The sequence below is a fragment of the Chitinophaga sp. CB10 genome (assembly GCA_001870995.2).
GTDB lineage: Bacteria > Bacteroidota > Bacteroidia > Chitinophagales > Chitinophagaceae > Chitinophaga.
Window position 1 is genome coordinate 740,780 of the sequence record MLAV02000001.1, and the last position, 19,201, is coordinate 759,980.

The following is a 19,201-nucleotide window of genomic DNA, read 5'->3' on the forward strand; positions in this document are numbered from 1 at the left end:
ATGCTTATGGAGCCAGGCTGTCATGGAGTTATAATACCCCTGCATCCAATCATTTTTACTCTATCCAGCCAGGCTGTCATGCAATTATAATACCCCTGCATTAATCCCCTCTAAATCCTTCCCTGGATAATCATATTATCAATCAACCTTACCCCATCCAGCCACGCGGCCACTGCTGCCACCACCGTGGTATTTTCATCCGCAGGATGGTCCAGCGGATGCAAATCTCCATTGTTCAGCGTGAGGATATCCACGTATTCCGGCTCAAACCCCTGGGCTTTGAGCCCATCAAACGCCTCATGGGCGCTTTCCATGAACAGCAGGCCTTTGCCGAAGTTGTTGCGGATATGCAGGAGCGCCTGGTAGATGGCCACGGCTTTTTTCCGTGCAGCCGGCGACAGGCGGGCATTTCGGCTGCTCATGGCCAGGCCGTCGCTCTCCCTTTCCGTTGGACATACAACTAATTCCGCGGAAGATCCGATGATTTTGAGTAACTTACTGACGATAAGGCACTGTTGCAGGTCTTTTTGTCCCATAAAAAGCTTATTCGGTTGCACGATGTCCAGCAGTTTATGCACAATCTGGCCTACCCCCTGAAAATGGCCCGGGCGGAATTTCCCTTCCAGGATGGTTTCCAGGTCGCCGAAATCATAGTGAATGTTTTCGGAGAGTCCGTTCGGATACATCTCCTCAACAGATGGCAGAAATACTATATCTGTTGATACGTCGTTTAATTTTTTAATATCAGCTTCAATAGTAATGGGATATTTTTCAAAATCTTTCGGGTCGTTGAATTGAGTCGGGTTGACGAAGATGCTGCAGACCGTCACATCGGTTTCTTTTTTTGCGGCCTGAATAAGTGACAGGTGTCCCTGATGCAGGGCGCCCATAGTTGGCACAAAACCAATCGTTTTGCCACTCTTTCTTACCAGGTCCAGGTGCTTCTTCAGGTCAATGCTGCGCTTAAATTGATACATAAAACATTGTTAAAAAGGATGTTAAAACTGACAGATTGGCCAATATTCCTAAAAAAATCCGTAATTTTGCAAGCCAAATTAAAAATTACTGCATTAATAATCAGCGTTAAATGTCCACAAAGAAAAGAATTCTTTTTATTGCCCAAGAGATGTCGCCTTACCTGGAACTGAGTGATTACGCGGCTATGGTCAATAAAATGGCAATTAAGTCCAATGAGGCCGGACTGGAAGTGAGAGTGATCATGCCGAGATTTGGAATTATTAATGAGAGAAGACATCGTTTACACGAAGTGGTACGGTTGTCCGGTATTAACATTGTGATCGACGGGGATGATTATCCGTTGATTATCAAGGTGGCTTCATTGCCTAATGCCAGATTGCAGGTCTATTTCCTGGACAACGAGGACTATTTCAAGCGTAAGACAGTGTTCGCGGATGAGAACGATCAATTCTTTGATGACAATGCTGCCCGTGCTGTATTCTTCTGCAAAGGAGCCCTGGAAACTGTAAAGAAGTTCGGTTGGCCGCCGGACATCATTCATTGCAGTGGCTGGATGACCTCCCTGATCCCCATGTATTTAAAGACTGCTTATAAAAAAGAACCGGTTTTTGCCAACAGCAAAATCGTGTACTCTCTCCTGCCTAATACTTTCAAGGAAAAACTGGGAACGACTTTTGTTAAGAAAGCGACCATCAGCAATCAGATCAAAGAGAAGGACATGGAGCTGTTTAAGGATGGTACCAACACCGCCCTCAACAGAGGCGCTGCCAAATACGCAGATGCCGTAGTGCTTGCAGCCGATAAACTGGAGAAAAAAGTAGTGGATGAAGTGAAGGCTGAAAAAGGTAAGATTATTTTACCTTTCAAGAAAGATAACGAAGATCTGGGCGACTACCTGGGACTGTACAACCAGTTGCTTGGTAAATAGCTTCTAACGATACAAATGTTCGGCAACTCAACACAAAAACACCTTAACGCGTGAAGATCAAATTCAGGAACCTTAGCTACATAGCTGCCATTGTATCTGTACTGTACGTGTCCTCCGGTTGTAATGAGGCTACCCTGCTGGGTAAGAACCTGATTCCTCCCGGCGACCTGGTATCTGCAAGTGATACAACCATCACCGGCATCATCACCAGGAACGTACTGCAATATGATTCCTCCATCATCAACGGATTTAACTACTATACCAAAACCCTCGGTTCCATCACTGCTGATCCGGTGTTCGGTAAAACCCACGCCTTCGTGTACATGCAGGTTGGCCTGCCCAGCTCCGCATTCACCTTCGATGGCGTTAGCCAGACGCTCGACTCCGTGGTCCTGTCCCTCAGCTACCTCGGCTACACCGGCGACTCCACCACACCGCAAACCTTCAGCGTTTACCGGATGACAGAACCCGGTTTCAAAATCGATTCCAACTACGCTTATAACAAGCCGCTGCAATACGATCCTTCCCAACTCCTGGGTACCGCTACCGTAACCCCGCTGACCGCCCGCGACTCCGTGAGCATCTACGGTAAAAAGGAAGCCGCCCAGATCAGGATCAAACTCAGTAACGCTTTCGGTAATGAGCTGCTGGCACAGAAGTCAGACGGCGCCTTCAAAAACGACTCCGCTTTCGCCATATTCCTCAAAGGCCTGGCCATCGTACCCGATACCATCCAGGCTAACCACAAGAATATGCTCTATGTGTCCATGAACAACGCCAATACCAAACTGACGGTGTTCTACAAAAACACCACCACGGATTCCCTGCGCGCTACCTTTACCTTCAACAGTGCTACCAGCGCACATTCCAACTACTTCGTAAGAAATTACAACGGCTCCGAAGCAGCCAACTATATCAATACCACCAACCCGCAGGGCGACAGCCTGATGTTTATCCAGGCCCAACCCGGACTTGTTACCAAATTGACGATCCCCGGACTGGAAAACTTCCCCAACGTCCTGATCAACAATGCAGAACTGATAATAACTCAGGTTACAGTCGGAGAAAGTGATCAAAATAATATTTATTCTGATCCAACTAGCTTAATTTTGCGCCAGTACACCAACGGAGATTCCACCAAGCTCCCGGTGGATGCCAGCGGCGGAACCGCCTACTACGGCGGAACCAAGCAGGTAGTGACCAACTTTGGAGGTATGATGATCTCTCAGTATAAGTTTACACTGAATCATTACCTTCAGATGCTCATTAAAAAGACCGAAACTAACAAAGGATTCTTACTGATGGGGTATTCCCCGCTTGTAATGGATGTCAACCGTTTGAAAGCTGGCGGTGGCTCCCATTCACAATACAGTGTGAAGCTGAGAGTTATTTATACTAAACCATAAAACTGCTAATCCAAGTCTTTTATGCCTTATTTATTTACATCCGAATCCGTTTCTGAAGGACACCCTGACAAAGTTGCGGATCAGATTTCCGATGCATTGATCGACAACTTCCTTGCATATGATGCCAAATCTAAAGTTGCCTGCGAAACACTGGTAACCACTGGTCAGGTGGTATTGGCCGGTGAAGTGAAATCAGAAGCTTACCTCGATGTACAGGAAATTGCCCGTGAAGTGATTCGCAAAATCGGTTATACCAAAAGCGAATACATGTTCGAAGCCAATTCCTGCGGCATTCTCTCAGCTATACACGAACAATCTCCGGATATTAACCAGGGCGTTGACCGCACCTCTCCTGAAGAGCAGGGCGCCGGCGACCAGGGTATGATGTTTGGTTACGCTACCCGCGAAACCGAAAACTATATGCCGCTGGCACTGGACCTCGCACATAAACTGCTGCAGGAACTGGCCGCGCTCCGTCGTGAAAATAAAGACATCACTTACCTGCGCCCGGATGCCAAATCCCAGGTAACGATCGAATATTCTGACGATAACAAACCTCAGCGCATCGATACCATCGTGATCTCTACCCAGCACGATGACTTCGATACCGATGAGAAAATGCTGGCCAAGATCAAGGAAGATATGATCAACATCCTGATCCCACGCGTAAAAGCACAGCTGAAACCTGAACTGCAAAAACTGTTCGATGGTTTCGATATCCAGCACCACATCAACCCAACCGGTAAATTCGTGATCGGTGGCCCGCACGGCGATACCGGCCTCACCGGCCGTAAAATCATCGTAGATACCTACGGTGGTAAAGGCGCGCACGGTGGTGGCGCATTCTCCGGTAAAGATCCTTCCAAGGTAGACCGCTCTGCTGCTTACGCTACCCGCCACATCGCCAAAAACCTGGTAGCTGCCGGCGTTTGCGATGAGGTACTGGTACAGGTATCCTACGCTATCGGCGTGGCCAAACCATGCGGCGTGTATGTAAATACCTACGGCACTGCCAAAGTAAATCTGAACGACGGCGAAATCGCACGCAAAGTAGAAGAAATCTTCGACCTGCGCCCTTACGCTATCGAACAACGCCTGAAACTCCGTAACCCAATCTATTCCGAAACTGCCGCTTACGGCCACATGGGCCGCGAACCGCAGGTGGTTACCAAAACTTTCAACAAAGGCAAAAAGAACGAGAAAACCGTTGAAGTAGAACTCTTCACCTGGGAAAAACTCGACTACGTAGATAAAGTAAAGGCTGCTTTCAACATCTAAGCAAAACCTTTTAAAATACGCGAGGCTGGCTCATTTGAGCCAGCCTCTTTTTTTATTCCGATATACGCATTGTTCCGATGTAGGCATTATTTCAATAAGGGCATTAGCCTGGTATATGTATTGTTCCAGTTTTTAATCACCCCGCCGGCAAATTATCCTTGTCTATGTATCATCCCCCTTCATAATCCCTCCACCGGCAAATTACCTTGACATACGCCCATTATCACCCGCTCCCCTCATCAATACACCACCGCCCTCACCGACGCCGGCATCTGCGCCTTAAAAGCTTCCAGGTTCCTGCGCAACCCAGGCGCATCCGCACTGTCCAGCGCAAAGAAATGCACGATCTTATCCGCGCACACCACGTTGTCCTGTATCGTCCAGTCGCCCACAGCAGCCCATTTACCATACAACTCCGGGCTATACCAATTTTTATAAATCACGGCTATCTTCACGCGCTCCTTTTTCAGGAAACCTACCAGGTAGGCATCGCTGTAATGCCCCGTGAGCTTACTCTTAGCTACTTCGTTATTGCCCAGGCCCCAGACGTCAATAATCCGGCTGTCGGACAAAAAGCTGACCGCCCCGATATCATTGGCCGCTACGGATGTTTCCGGGTAATACTGCTGCAGGAACCTGCCCATCTGCACCTGCTGCTCGTAAATATTGCGGCAGGCGCGGTATTGCACCCGGTAGCCGGATAAAGCCCTGGCCAGCAGCGGACTGCCGGCAAAGAAGAGCAGTAACAGCAACACCGCCTTTTGCGGCAGATTGATCCCCTGGTAAATAGCAGTCGCCTGCGGCCATACGCACCAGAGCAACAGGCTCATACTCACCAGCGCCAGCCCCACGAGGTAAGCTTCGTACCGGAACATCCAGCCCACGGCCGCCAGCGCCAGGTGCAGCGCGCAGCCAATGCTTACCAATATGCCAAAGTTTACCGCCTGCCGGGTAGTATTACCGGCTCCCTTCACTTTCACCACCACCACCAGCAACGGCAAAATAATCAGGATGCGGATCAATGAAGTACCTGAAATAGAAGATGCATACGCCTTGGAATGATCCGCATTGAACAACCCCAGCACCGTACTGTTACCATACATCAGCCGGTACACAATAATATCCTGCAGGGCCTGCAGCACGCTGCCGGTAGAAGCGCTGCCACCGCTGCTTTTCAGCAATACGGAATTCGGCAGTATATAGCCGCCATAGGCCACCGATACTACGGCAAAAATAACCACCGGCAAAACGGCGATCATCCCCACCACCAGGGCCGTTCCTATCTTCCTGTAAAATAATAATAACAAACCCGCCGCGCCCAGCAAAAAGAGGGATTCAAAGCGCGCGCCTGTCATCAGTGCGCCATAAGCGCCGGCAATCAGCATCTGGCGCAGCGTTACCCGCTCCGCAGTAATCATCTCCACCACCGCCTGCACAAACAACAACGAAAACCAGAGATGCAGCAAATGCTCCATACCGGTAAGTATCATCACCGTAAACGGCAACAAAATAATCAGCGCCACCAGCACCAGGGTGCGGCCAAATTCCGGCATGCCATACTTCGCCAGTATGCGATGCGTGCTGTACAACAGCAGGTAAGCCGCTGCCACATTGATCCAGAAGCCTACCATGTAACCGTTGATGCCTGTACGGTACACCGCCGCCAGCATCACGGTAAACAGGGGAGAGGAGGAGGCAGAGCCATAGGCATCGCTGGTAATACCCCATACGCCATGCAACGCGAAGTTTTTAGCTACGGCCATATGAATGAATGCATCATCCAGCGAATAGCAGAAATGACCGCCTGTCAGGCGGGAAATCTTATACCAGGAAAAAAGCAGCAATAGGGTCAGTAATATCCAGGCGGTGTAAAGCGGTTTGTTATTTTTCATTCCTTAAACTTATTTATTCAATAAACGGATGGCCGACTCCAAAGGCATGTTGATAGTCGTTTCCAGCTCTATTTTCGTGAGATTGTAGTTCTTGCTGAGGTTAATCTGCTGCACCATTTCCTGGTTGTAAGCCTTGTAGCCGGTACTGTACACCTCCAGGCTGATTTCGCCGGCGGAGAATTTCTTCTCCAGCGCCTGGTGATTGTTGTAAGCATCTTCCAGGATGGGCATATGCAGTTCCAGCAGCTTTTTGGCGGCCACAAAATTTTCATAGTCGTTCAGCACTTTATTGCGGCTCCCCCGCAGGTCGCTCTGCCGCTCCGCTTCCAGCAACTTCTTTTGCGCGGTAGCTATCTTCACCATTTTCGGGGTGGTGAACAAATCCCCCAAAGCAAAGGACAGGCCTACGTTGTAGGTAGGGTAGTAGTTATTTTTGTTCATATCCGGTTTAGGATCGTTGGGGTTATAGTACACCGTGCTGCGGTTAAAACTGTTCTCGTTCAGGTTGGTGAAAAATGCCAGGTGGTTCAGCCATTGCAGCTTCGCATTTGCAATCTGCAGATCGGTGATTTTCTCTTTCGTTTCAACGGCGTCCTGGGTGGGCGTTTTGCTGGCGAGGTTGATCAGCACCTGCTTGAAACGCTGTTCCAAACCAGGATTTTTGAGGATGGAATTAATATCGAGGGTGTCCGCCGACTGCGCAGATGCCAGGAGCGCCAGGCACAGGGGTATAGCGAGTAACAGCAATTTTTTCATTTCTGTCAGTTTTCAGTATTTACAAATATTTTGATCTTACAATTACGCCCACAAGGGCATTCATGAACACGGCCATCTCCATCAGCCCGCCGGATTCCTGGGCATACATCGAAATGACGAACGCAAACAACATTGAGGCCGTCGCAATCGCCAGCAGCTTATCCTTTTCCTCCGTAAACCGGAAGTAGTTGGCAATGCAGTAACGCAACTGCATGTAATGCACCACCAGCACAATGATCAGCATCACCCAGCCGCACTCCAGCACTACCCGCACCAGGTTACTGTCCGGCGGAAAGCCCGCCAGCGGATGCCCGGGATTATACGCCGTGCCTTCGCCGCCAACGGTAAACAGCCCGCCCCCAAAGGGATGGGAGTGTATGAAAGGCTGCACGCTGTGCCGGTTCATTTCCCGCACGTTCAGGGAAGCGTCCTGCGTGCCGATGAAAGCCGTACGCACCCTGTTGATAGTAGGGTTGCCATAGAATGGCCCAAACAGCAGCGTACCGCCGGCGAATATCAGGAACATCGCCGCCAGGATGGTATTGCGTTTATGAATCGTCACCAGCAGGAAGAGCAACAGCCCCGCAGGGATCATCACATAACCCGTACGGGTACCGGAATATCCGAGCGCCAGCAGGTGCAACAGCAGCGCAACGATCAGCAGCGCCTTGCGTTGCAGGCTGACGACGGCATTGCTGGCCGTCAGCAGTATAATCAGCAGGATGCTCGTAATGGCCATCATCAGTCCGTACACCGCGGGGTCGCTCATCGTGCCGTTTACCCGCAGGTGCCCGCCGATCATCGTCGTCATCAGCTTTTCCGGCGTAGTCATAATCAGCGCCATCTCCCAGCTGGGCAGGCCAAACCATTCCTGGTAACAGCCATAGGCAGCGGAAATAGTCGACAGCCCAATCCAGAATTTGAAGAAGAAGTAAATGTCCTTTTTCGTCCGAAGGGCAATAGTAGTTAGGATGGCAAACAATAAATAACGTAGCAATATCCTGAAGAAAATGCCCAGCGTGGCTTTGTTCGGGGCCATCGGGTTCAGCGATTCCAGCAGGTAACAACCGAACTGGATGAAAAGGATCACAAATACCGGCTCGCGGAAATAGTTGATCGCTCCTTCCGTTTTCCGGCTTTTTTTGAGCATCGTACCAATGGCGGCGCTGAATATCATCAGGTCCAGCACAGCCCCCACGGGCACTTCCTGCTGGTAGATGCGTTCAAAAAATCGTACGGTGATCACCGTAGCCAGCGCAATGTAGAAGCCCACCTTGGCGCTGTTCAAACACGCAATGGCCAGCGCAATCCCAAACATGGCAAAGAGGATCAGCACCCCCGTGCGGTAGTTGCCCGCCGTCAGGTACGGGATCGCCGGCACTGCAATCGCCATCAGTGCAAACAGGACCAGATCGGATCTATATGCTTTTATCGTTTGCAACATCAGAGAAATACAACTTTTACAAACAGCGCAATCAGCACAACGATGATGAATATATTAATGAGCGCCTGGTGGTAGGCAGGGCTCATCGGTTTATTTTGTTTTTTCATAAATGACTTGCCTGGATTTAAAGGGTCCTTTAAACAGCCAGCCCATACCCATCCAGTCCAGCAGCCGGTAAGCCGCTATGGATAAGGGGATAGAGGTAGCGATCAAAATCAGCAGCAGCGGCGTTGCCTGTTGTACCCATCCCGTTTTCAGCAAAACAGCCCTTATTACCGCGGCTATCATGACGTGCATCAGGTAGATGTACAGGCTGTAATGCCCGATCGTTTTCAGGAAGCCCAGCGCGTCCTGCTTTGCCAGCCACGCGGAGAGCTGCAGCATAAACACGCTGCCCGTCAGGGCTACCACGGCATAGAGGTAGAGGTGCATATCCATATGATGCAGGAAATACCACTGGCTGGCGGCAAACAAAGGCAGCATGAACAGGAGGGACTGGCCTGCGGCCAGCTGTTGTTGGATTTTTTGGGTAAAGAGATTTACGGCTGCTACCGGCCCAAGTGCAAAGAAAATGTAATGTACCATCACGTCATATGCCGTGCTCCACCGTGCCGCGAGCGGGGCCAAGCCTAACAAGAGGGCTCCCAGCAAAACCTGTTGCAGGCTGCTGAGCTTTAATACGCAATGGCTAAACAGGTACAGCACGGATACATTGAATAAGGCAAACAGGTACCAAAGCTGGTCTAACGCTCTCGGCTGCACGAAAATGTCCAGGTAGCTCCACGCGCTTCGCTGCGCGTTCACAAACCGGGCAAAGAGCAGCTGTAAACTGATCTGTATCACCGCCCATACCAGGTAAGGATACAGCAGGTGGTTGCTGCGCTCTTCCAGGTACCCCGCCGCGCCGCGCTTTTCCAGGCTGCGTTTGAAAAACAGGCCGCTCAGCAGGAAGAACAGCGGCATCCGGAAGCTGAACAACATGTTGTTGCCATCCTCCACATACTGCGGCACCTCCAGGCCCGTATGCTGCAAGCCATACAGCATATGACGGTACACCACCAGTATGATCGCAATGCCCTTCGCATAATCGATCCACTGGTAACGGCCGGCCGTATTGATATGTAGCGTTTCGCTGCGCATTACAGTTCCAGGTAATCTTCTTTTACTTTATTCAGTACAGCGCCTATGCATTTATCGCCCAGGCCTTGCAGAAACTGGATGGATTCCTTGCTCATCTGGTTCAGGCTGGCCTGGGAAGAGAAGATGGCGATCACGCCCTGTACATAGTTCACCAGCTCCTTACTGTCCGTATAATCATTCAGGGGCGCGCCTTCCAGCAGGATGAAGTCGTAATAATTCGCCAGCTCCGGCAGGTAGTTCAGGAGGTGGTTTTCCGGCAGTATTTCGGACGGCGTGTAGTCGCCGCCTTTACACCCGATCACCTCCACGCCTTCGGAAGGGTAGCGGGTAACGTAATCCTTTACCTTGGCGATGCTGAACTGCCCCGGGGGGATGGACAGCGTTTCAAGCGTAGGCTTGGCTTCCAGCTGCACTGTGAGGTCGTTGTTACAAAAGTTCGTATCGATGATCAATACCTTGCGGTTGCTCAAACTCAGGCTATATGCCAGCGCCTGGGTAAGGGTAGTTTTGCCCTGCTGCGCTTCCGTACTGGTAAAGAGAAATATCTGTTTCCCGCTGTGTTCCACTTCATAGCGCAGCTTGCGCAGCAACTCCCTGAAAATGTTCTGCCGCTGCTTTTTCACGCCGGGCCCCAGGGCTTCGCGCTTCTGCAATATTTCCAGGATGCTGAACTTATGGAGGTCCGTTTGGTTGATGGAGCTGATCAGCTTCAGGTCTACGGAGCGCTCAAAAATGGATGGGGACTTCAGGGAGTTGTCCAGGAATTCCATGAAGAGTATTGCCAGCGTGCTGAGAAAGAACACGGACACGCCGGAGAGCCCCATGATGATCAGCCTTTTGGACGATTCCGGCCTGATGGCGGGCTGCCCGATCAGGCTTTGTTTAAAGCCATCCTGTGGCACGGTGCGGTTATCAATGGCGGCATTTAATTTTTCCTTTAACTTATTGTAATCCTCCTGGGCCATGGTCACCTCCTGCTGCAGGGAGCTAACGGTAGCTTCCTTGCTGGCATAGGAGCCCAGGGTGCCGCGCAGGGCAGCAATGCGGGATTCCAGCGTGGCGATGTTGAGGTTTGTGGCTTTGATCTGCGCGAGCAGGCTGTTCTTCTGCTGTTGCAGCTCCTCCTGGCTTACCACGTTCTTCCCCGTGGCAACCGTCATCTGGTCCAGTTTATTTTGCAGCTGCCCCCGGAGGGATTTCAGCTTTGCTTCCAGCACTTCGTCCGTACCGCCCTGCTTCAGGTAAGTTTCGTTCAGGTCGTTGATCTGCCGGCGCAGGGTAATGATGTCCGCATTGTTGCTCGTATTGTACACGGTTTTGCCGCTGCCGGCGAGGGCCAGCTGCCCGTTGATGTTTTCCAGGGAAGCCTGCAGGGTATTCATATTCGCCCGCTCGTCAAAAAGCTTTTTTTCAAAGCCTTTGATCTGTTCCAGTTCACTGCCGCTGGCAGCGTCCACGTTCAATAATTTCTCAGAGGCTTTGTAGGCGCGCAGCGCTTCCACCTTCTGGTCGAGTTCAATTTTTTTCTGTTCTACGAGGTTGGCAAACGTCTCCACGTTTTCCACGTTTTGCTCGGTGCGCTGGCTGCGGTAATAGCGGATGAATTCCGTATAGAGTTTATTGACTATATAGGCGGATAGCTCCGGGTTTTCGGAGCGGAAGGTAAGGTCGATGTAATCCGTCCGGCCCATGCGGCCGGCGGTCAGGGCGCCGCGGAGCGACTCATAATCGTATCCGTAAATCTTCAGGATGTCCTGCAGTTCCCGCTCATTTATCCGGTAGGCGCTGAGCATCTGCATGGAGTCGTGCTTCTGCTGGCAGAGCGCCAGCACTTTGGCTTTGTCTGCATTCTTAAGCAGGGGGTGGTTCAGCTGCGCTTCCTTCAGCACGCGGAATGGTTGCCCCTTGCCGCCCATATCATGCAGCAGCAGGTCGTACGACAACAGGGAGATCACAATGGGGGAGGTGATGGTGGTAATGATCCCGTCAAACTTCTGGTCAATTTCAAACATTCCTACATGATCGTCCCGCAGGCGGATCTGATCCGTATAGGTAAGCCCGGTGGCCATTTGAGAGGTAGATACGTAGAGCTTCGGTTTGTTCCTGGTAAAGAGGAATGCTGCTACAACGGCTAACATGGAGCTGATCAGGATCAGCCACTTTCTTTTCAGTAGTGCCTTCAGAAAATAGATGATATCCATAAGTATGTGAACTTTTCCGATCCCTTCATCCGCCAAAAAGAGATGCCGGTTTACGGCATCTCTTCCTGGGTTCGGATGGGATGAGTTTTATTGTTTGATCGTGCGAATCACTTTCGACTGGCGCTGATCATCGGTTAACCTTATCAGGTAGTAGCCAGGTATTTGAATGCTGCTGCCTGTATTGATTCTTAAAGTTGACTTGCCCTGCGGTACCTCGGTGAGCTGCTCGCTGTACACGAGGCGGCCGCTGAGGTCGAATATTTCCACCAGTACCCTGGAATTGCGCGTCATGGTCATATCCAGGTTCAGCTCATTCACGAACGGATTCGGGAAGGCCGTCAGGTTGGAGAAGGCAGCGTTGGATGGTTGCCCAATATTAACAGGTGTTACTGCGGTCATCAGGTTATTCTGCTGAATCGGCTGCAGGCTGCCGGTAGTAGAGCCCAGTGGCGTTGGCGTAAAGCCCTGTATCACCAGCGCGCCCATGAGGCCGTAGGAGGCATCCAGCGCCGCGTCTACATCCAGCCTGATTTCCCCGTTGGCATCCGCTTTCACGTTGTAAATGGTAGCGGTACCGGTAGTGTTGATGGAACTGTTTAACCAGGTAACCAGCTTACCATTGGCGGTGAACCGGGTGTTGCAGTTGATCAGGTCCCTCGCGCTGGAGAACACGGTGAGGTTATACAGCATGGACTGGTTTAAGCCGGTGATCTTCATGCTCGCATGGCCGCCGCCAAACAGTACATAGTTTTCTGCCATTACCGCATCCGGATATACGCCGGAGTTGTTGCCGGTATTCATACCTAATCCGCCATATACGCCGAGGAAGTTTTCCAGCATCTCCACGCCAATGCTGGTAGGAGCGCCATTGTCGTCCAGGGCGTTGCTGATCAGCGGAATGCCCACCTGAGGCCTGCGGCTGGTGTTGTTCCATGGGAACGGCGCCACGCTGGTTTCGGAGAAGTGGATGTACACGTTCATCGCATACGTGGTGGCGCTGGCAGCACCGCTGTAATCGGAATACACGCCGGATTTCACGGCACGGATGCGATAGGTGTACTGCGTATTGGCGCTGAGGTTATTATCCGTGTATTCGGTAACGTTAGCGCCGGTGGTGGCAATCTGCGTTTCTGCGCCGTTGAGCCCTGCTCTCCTGAATACCTGGAAGCCGGTTTCATTATTGCTCCTGTCGGACCAGGTCAGGTTGATGCGCTTGCTGTTGACAGCCGTCGCGCGCACGCCGGCCGGGCTCACCACGGATACTGCCGGATCATAGGATTCTACAATCAGGGCGTTCAGGTACGACATCGCATTGGCCGGCAGGCTGGCCGGGCGCAGGAAGCTGATGGTCACCTTGCCGTTCACCGGCGTAATGCCGTTGATCTGGGAAGTTTTACCAATGTTGTAATTGCCCCTGATCTTCACCGTATCCTGGTTGATGGCAAACCAAGTTTCGGTAGTGCCGCCATAGTTCTGGCTTACAAAGAATACGAAGTTGTATTTCAAATTATCCTGCAAGCCGCTTACTTCAATATGTTTAGGATCGTTGCCGTTGTTCATGTACCAGGAGGATTCCATCACAGTGTCCGGAACGATGCCCACATTCTGCCCGGTGTTCATACCGATGTACGTCCACCAGCCGTTGCCGAAGGATTCCTTCAGGGTCACGCTCATGTTGTTAGGCACGTTGTTTTCGTCCACAGCATTGGAGATGCCGTTGTTTGCTATAGGCGCGCCGATGATGTTGTTCCATGGCGCCGGCGCCGGCCTTTCACCACCCATATTGAAGTAGGTGAGGGTGGTATAACGGTCGGACACAAATAGCTTGAATGATTTGCTGCTGCTGCCGCCGTGGGTATCTTTCGCGGTAATGGTAACCGTATAGCTGCCCACGTGATCAATGGTAGGACTGAATACCAGCTGACCGTTACCGGAACCGCCATCCGTAAACGTTACGAACGATGGGAGGCCCGCCGCCGTAAATGTAAGGCCGGTAATATCGGCAGCGTCATCAGTCGCATGCAGCGTTACAGTAGCCTGGCCGCCTGCGCGGAGTTTCACGTCTGCAATACTATCCAGCACCGGGTTACGGTTAGGGACTTTCAATCCTACAATGCCGGTGTACATGCTACCGCCATTGTCGTTAAAGGCGCGCACCTTGTAATAGTATTTGGTATTGCCCACCGCGGAGGAATCCAGGAAGCCGGTGGCATCCGGCACGGTGGATTTGATCAGGGAGTAGCTGCCCAGGCTGTCCGTACTTCTGAACACCTGGTAGCTGGTTTCATTATAGGCCACATCCGTCCAGTTGAGCTTCGGATAACCGCCGCTGATGACGCCGGTAAAGTTGCCGGGTGTTGCAGGGGCCAGGTTATCGGTATAATACCAGCCCAGCTCAATTACGTTAATGAAGCCGGCCTGGGCTGCCGCATTGCGGGTAGCCGCCGCTCTGATCGTACCGGTAGCATCCGGCTTCACGCCATAGAAGTTAGCGGTCTGGGTAGCGTTGTTTAACTGGTAAATAGGAATACTGTCGTTACCCACGCTGAAGATGGTGGCGGTTTGCGCATTATCTCCGCTCCATACGCTACCAGCATGGAATTTCAGGTAATAGAGTTTGGAGGTATCCAGGCCGGTCAGCACAATCGGCACATTGGTTTGCGTGTTGAATGCGCCGAAGAAGAGGCAGGTCTTCAGGATCACATCCGGGTACGCGCCCTGGTCGTTTGCCTGCGGACCATCATCGCCCCAGAAAAGGTTCCATGCCTGGATGTCGACCCCGATATTCGTTACTTCACCCCTGGCATCTTTCAGGTTGCTGGCGCTTAATGTATTCAATAAGTTCCAGGTATCCGGGCCATTGGGGCCTATCAGGTTTTTGTTCATATCTATCAGCACGCGGCCATTCGGGCTCGCTTTGCTGACGGTGAGCTTCAGCGTTTTTACATCCGTGCCGCCTTTGTTATCCGTCACGCGCACGGCAATGTTATAGGTGCCGGCATCGGTAAAGAACGGTTTGATCGTAGCCGTGCAATTCAGGCCATTGCCCTGCAGGGTCACGAAGGAAGGCAGGTTTTCGCCCGTCCAGGTGTAGGTGTTGTTGGCATCCTGGTCCGTAGCGCTCAGGCTGATCGCTTTGGTTTCGCCCTCTTTCATACTCACATCGCTGATCGCGCCGAGTACCGGCGGATAATTATCGTTGATCACGAGCGCAAACGTAGCCGTGTCCTTAGCGCCGTGGGAATCCGTTACGATCACCACGTTGTTGAGATAGGTGCCTTGTTTGTTGTCATCCGTGGCCACGTTCAGGTAAGGACCATTCGGGCCGTTTACCAGCGTTACGAACAGCGGCAGGTTGACGAAGCTGAAACTAATATCGTCTCCATCCGGATCGCTGGCCAGCAGCGGTATCTGGATCGGGTTGTCGTACCGGATGGTACGGTTTACCAGCGGCTGTATCACCGGCGGGTTATTAGGCGCGGTAGCAGCAGCGATGTTGGAGAAACCGGATGTTCCGCCGTCATTCACCGCCCTGACACGGTAATTGTAAGTTTCGTTGGCAAATACGCTGGAGTCCACATAGGTAGCGGTAGCGCCGCTGGCGGTAAGGGAATCAGCGTAATCCAGGAAGCGGAAGTCCGTGCTGTTAACGCCAATAGAGCGTTGCAGTTCAAACTTCCTTTCAGTAGTCGCATTGTCCTTAAACGTAAGTTTAATGGTGCGGCCATCCACTACGGCCGTGAGGTTGTCCGGCGCGGTGGGCGCAGCCGGTAAGCCCGCGGTAGCCGCGGTATTCACCGGTAAAGTACCATTGTAGAGTGCCAGCGCTTCTGTTGGCGTCAGCGCATAGTCAATTACGGCTACTTCATCCATTAATCCCGTATAGCCGTTCAGGTTAGTCGCGTTGAATGGCGTAGCAGTTTGCCCCGTAGGGTTGCTGGAGCGGCCCAGGGTAAAGGCCTCCGCACTGGTGGCGGAAATGCTGCCTACATTGCTGCTGGAAGTGGTGGCCACCCCGTTCACGTACATGGTTATACGGGAACCTGATTTGTACACAATGCTCACATGGTACCAGGTGTTGGTATTGATGCCGGTGCGCTGTAAAGTAGTGGCGTTGGTGCCGCCGCCAGCGCCCGCTGCCAGCTTGAGTACGGAGCCGTCCAGTTGCAGGGCAATACCATTGCCCCTGCCGCCCTGATCCAGGATCAGCTGCCGGGCGTTGGTGGAGGTCGGGTAGATCCACAGGCTGTAAGTCCTTTCCGTATAGGCGCTGCGCAGGTAGGTGGAACCTACGGAAATCTGGCTGCTGCTGCTGCCGTTAAACTGGGCGGACTGCCCGCCTTGTGCAGTATTGGACCAGGTAATACCTGCACCGGCAGTGGCATGATTTGCAAAGTAGCTGCTGTCCGCCGTATTCCCATTGAGCTTCCAGATGGCGGAGTAAGGCAGGGAGTTGGCCTGCGCGGAAGTACCCGCCTTGTTAGCGGCCGCCACGCGGTAATAGTAGCGGGTGGCAGGCTGCACCTGGTTGTCGGTAAACGTGGTAACGTTAGCGTCTGCACGGCCGATCATCTGGAACGTACCCTGTTGGGTATTGCTCCGGTATATTTCAAATGCTTCTTCGTTGTTGCTGTTATCTGTCCAGGTAATGGTAACGTTTTTATAACCGTTGGCTACAGCGTTAATGTTGGCAGGAGCGGCCGGCGGGTTGCCGGTTGCGGTAGAATCCTGTACCAGGTAGGCAGGGTCAATTTCCGTATAGGAACCGCTGGTGCCGCGGCGCCATAACACGCGCATCACCTGGTCGCCGGTGGCCTCAAAGAAGGTGGCTGTAATAGGCGCCACCTGGCCAGCCGTGAGGGAGACGCCGTTGCTGGTGACCGTTGTAGCTGCATGCAGGCCGTCGTTGGTCACAATGGCGGTGGCATTTGGACTATAAGCCGTATTCAGGTATAGCTTACTGCCATCATCCGAATAGGTCTGGAAATAGTAAGTGCCGGTTACAGGTACGCGCAGGTATGCCGTCCACTTCATGGCAAAGTTATCGTCCCTGTTGCGGACGCTGAGGTCCGTGGTAGTGCTGTAGCCGGTTTTAACGGGCGTCAGGTTATTGAAGTTGGGTAACTGGGTCAGACTACCCGTTTCGTAGTATGCGTAGTTCCAGCCCCTTTGCACCGCGCTTACGGCTAATTGCGCGCTCGGCGCTGAAGCGTTGCCGCTAACATCTCTCGCTATCACATAAACCGTATAGGTCTGTTTTAAATTCAAACCGGAGAGGATCACATTCCGCGTAGCGCTGTCGGTAGTATAGCTCTTCACACCGTCCACATACACATCATACCCGGCAATGCCTACATCATCAGTGGAAGGATCCCATGCAACCGGGATGGAAGTACCGGCGGATACGCCCTGCGCGCGCAGGTTAGTGGGCGCTGTAGGCGGGTTCGGGTCCGCAATGGTAACGCCGTGCACCTCCCTGGAAACAGGGCCGGCAGCGTTGTTGTTGATCGGCCGGATGATATAGTAGTAATCGGTATTTGGCAGCAAGCCCTCGTCCGTATAGGTCACCACATCAGCCGGCACTTTGGCTACCATTGTATAAGGCCCGCCGCTGGTGCGGGAGCGGTACACTTCAAATAAGGTTTCATTGTACGCAGGGGTGGCCTTGTCCGTCCAGTCCAGCCGCAGCGCAGTTTTTGATACAGGCGTTGCCGTAAGTGACTGGATGCCGTCAGGGCCGTTCGGGCCCACCGCGTTGATCACGGTATAAGGTGCGGAAGGATTGCTGGAACAGCCATACTGCTCTGTAACGCGCACCGTATAAGCGCCTACCACGCTGGTGGTAAAGGTACTGTCCGTACTCACCACCTGGTTATCCTGGTTGGTCCAGGTATAGTTGACGTAACCGGGAGGTACTACCAGCGTTACAGTTGTGCTGCCATCCGGCGAAGGCAGTACGTTGCTCTTCAGTCCGCGTGTAGTAATCGGCGGCGTTTGCGTAGGCGCTTTGATTTTTACTTCCAGCGGAGTGGGGGAGAACTCCGTCCAGTTGACGCCGTCCCGGGTTACACTCACGCTGTAAACGCCCAGGCTGCTGACGTTGATTTGATTGCCTTGCGCGGTATCTATCAGCACGCCGTTTCGGCGCCATCTATAACCGGCAAAGCCCGGCGCAATGCCGATGGTCAGGTTCACGGGGTCGCCTTCACAAAATTCGGAACGCCCGCCGAGCGGCCATGGCGTCAATATATGCGCTCTGTTCATGAAAGGGAGAAAGTCTGCTTCCGCCCAGGCATGATACCAGGTATCGTGCGCCACATTGGGATATATCGTATAGCGCATATTCGCGCCTTTATTTTTCGCGGCATTGTAAATAGAGGTGGCGGTCCATTCAGAAGGAGAGCCGTCCAGCTGTCCCTGAAACAGCCATACCGGCGTGAATTTAAATTTATCGATCACCGTAGTCAGCTCAATCCCTGCGGAACTCATGGGCAGGGAGGCGGCGATGTAGGTTGGATTTTTCAGCATGAAGTCCCATGTGCCGGAACCTCCGCTGGATAAGCCGTTGTCGATCACTCTCAGCAGATCCACCTTGTTGTTCACTGCCATATAGTCCAGTATCTCGCGCACTCTCGTCAGCTCAAAATCAGTCCAGTAGCCGCTTACGCTCTGCGGGTATATGAGGAAGCCATCAAATGCCCCGCTGGTCACATATTGGCTAAACAGGTAGCCGCCATGATACAGCTGGTACTCATTATCCTGTATAGGGCCCGCTTCGCCGCGGCCGGCAAAGAACAGGAATACGGGATATTTTTTTCCATCGTTGGCGGTGTGATTGTAGGTTTTGGGAAATTGTACCCTGAAGGCCATCCCGCGGTAGATGTATGCTTTCAGCGCTGTGGATTTCCAGCCGTTGGGCATTTCATTACTGCGGTCGCGGCAAATCCATTTACCTATCTGGCCTTCCACCGGTTGCGCCGGCAGCGGCCCGCTGGTATAACGGACTACAGGATCGTTGGGGTCAATGACGCTCTGCGCAACCGCTATCCTTGCAGTCAGCAGGATCGCGCAGAACAGTAGTTGTAGAAATTTTTGCATAACATTCATGTTTATGAACAGGGACAGTGATTTGCGCTGTAACTATCCGTTCGCGTGCAGGCATACAAGTATGGCTATAC

Annotated in this window: 10 protein-coding genes; 3 read left to right on the forward strand and 7 right to left on the reverse strand. The window is 52.3% G+C overall.

All coding sequences use genetic code 11. The features are described 5' to 3' along the window. Positions 1–110: 110 nt before the first annotated feature. Positions 111–977: a pantoate--beta-alanine ligase gene (gene panC, locus BOC67_RS03025; protein WP_291907085.1), complete on the reverse strand. Its 867-nt coding sequence runs from the start codon at positions 975–977 to the stop codon at positions 111–113. A 110-nt stretch (positions 978–1,087) separates the two neighbouring features. Here panC and BOC67_RS03030 point away from each other — a divergent pair, with 110 nt between their 5' ends. Genes BOC67_RS03030 through metK form a run of 3 tightly spaced genes read left to right on the forward strand, consistent with a single transcriptional unit; the run spans position 1,088 to position 4,590 of the window. Next, entirely contained in the window at positions 1,088–1,906 is an 819-nt protein-coding gene (locus BOC67_RS03030) for a glycogen/starch synthase (protein WP_291907087.1), read from the forward strand. A 50-nt stretch (positions 1,907–1,956) separates the two neighbouring features. Next, complete coding sequence (locus BOC67_RS03035; RefSeq protein ID WP_291907089.1) at positions 1,957–3,312, forward strand: DUF4270 family protein; 1,356 nt, start codon at positions 1,957–1,959, stop codon at positions 3,310–3,312. A 21-nt stretch (positions 3,313–3,333) separates the two neighbouring features. Next, positions 3,334–4,590 (forward strand): methionine adenosyltransferase, encoded by a 1,257-nt coding sequence (metK, locus tag BOC67_RS03040; RefSeq protein WP_291907091.1) that lies wholly within the window; start codon positions 3,334–3,336, stop codon positions 4,588–4,590. A gap of 239 nt (positions 4,591–4,829) precedes the next feature. Here metK and BOC67_RS03045 read toward each other — a convergent pair whose 3' ends face one another. The 6 genes from BOC67_RS03045 to BOC67_RS03070 form a co-directional block, all read right to left on the reverse strand. Then, a complete protein-coding gene (locus tag BOC67_RS03045; RefSeq protein WP_291907094.1) occupies positions 4,830–6,482 on the reverse strand; it encodes a hypothetical protein in 1,653 nt (550 codons plus the stop codon). A 9-nt stretch (positions 6,483–6,491) separates the two neighbouring features. After that, complete coding sequence (locus tag BOC67_RS03050; protein WP_291907096.1) at positions 6,492–7,238, reverse strand: TolC family protein; 747 nt, start codon at positions 7,236–7,238, stop codon at positions 6,492–6,494. A 19-nt stretch (positions 7,239–7,257) separates the two neighbouring features. Further along, complete coding sequence (locus tag BOC67_RS03055; protein ID WP_291907098.1) at positions 7,258–8,682, reverse strand: O-antigen ligase family protein; 1,425 nt, start codon at positions 8,680–8,682, stop codon at positions 7,258–7,260. A 90-nt stretch (positions 8,683–8,772) separates the two neighbouring features. Next, positions 8,773–9,822, reverse strand: coding sequence for an acyltransferase (locus BOC67_RS03060; RefSeq protein ID WP_291907101.1), 1,050 nt, complete (start codon positions 9,820–9,822; stop codon positions 8,773–8,775). Then, positions 9,822–12,023: a hypothetical protein gene (locus BOC67_RS03065; RefSeq protein WP_291907103.1), complete on the reverse strand. Its 2,202-nt coding sequence runs from the start codon at positions 12,021–12,023 to the stop codon at positions 9,822–9,824. The genes BOC67_RS03060 and BOC67_RS03065 overlap by 1 nt, the downstream gene beginning before the upstream one ends. A gap of 87 nt (positions 12,024–12,110) precedes the next feature. Then, positions 12,111–19,121 carry a fibronectin type III domain-containing protein gene (locus BOC67_RS03070; protein WP_291907105.1) on the reverse strand — a complete coding sequence of 2,337 codons (7,011 nt, stop codon included), beginning with the start codon at positions 19,119–19,121 and terminating at the stop codon, positions 12,111–12,113. Positions 19,122–19,201 lie beyond the last annotated feature (80 nt).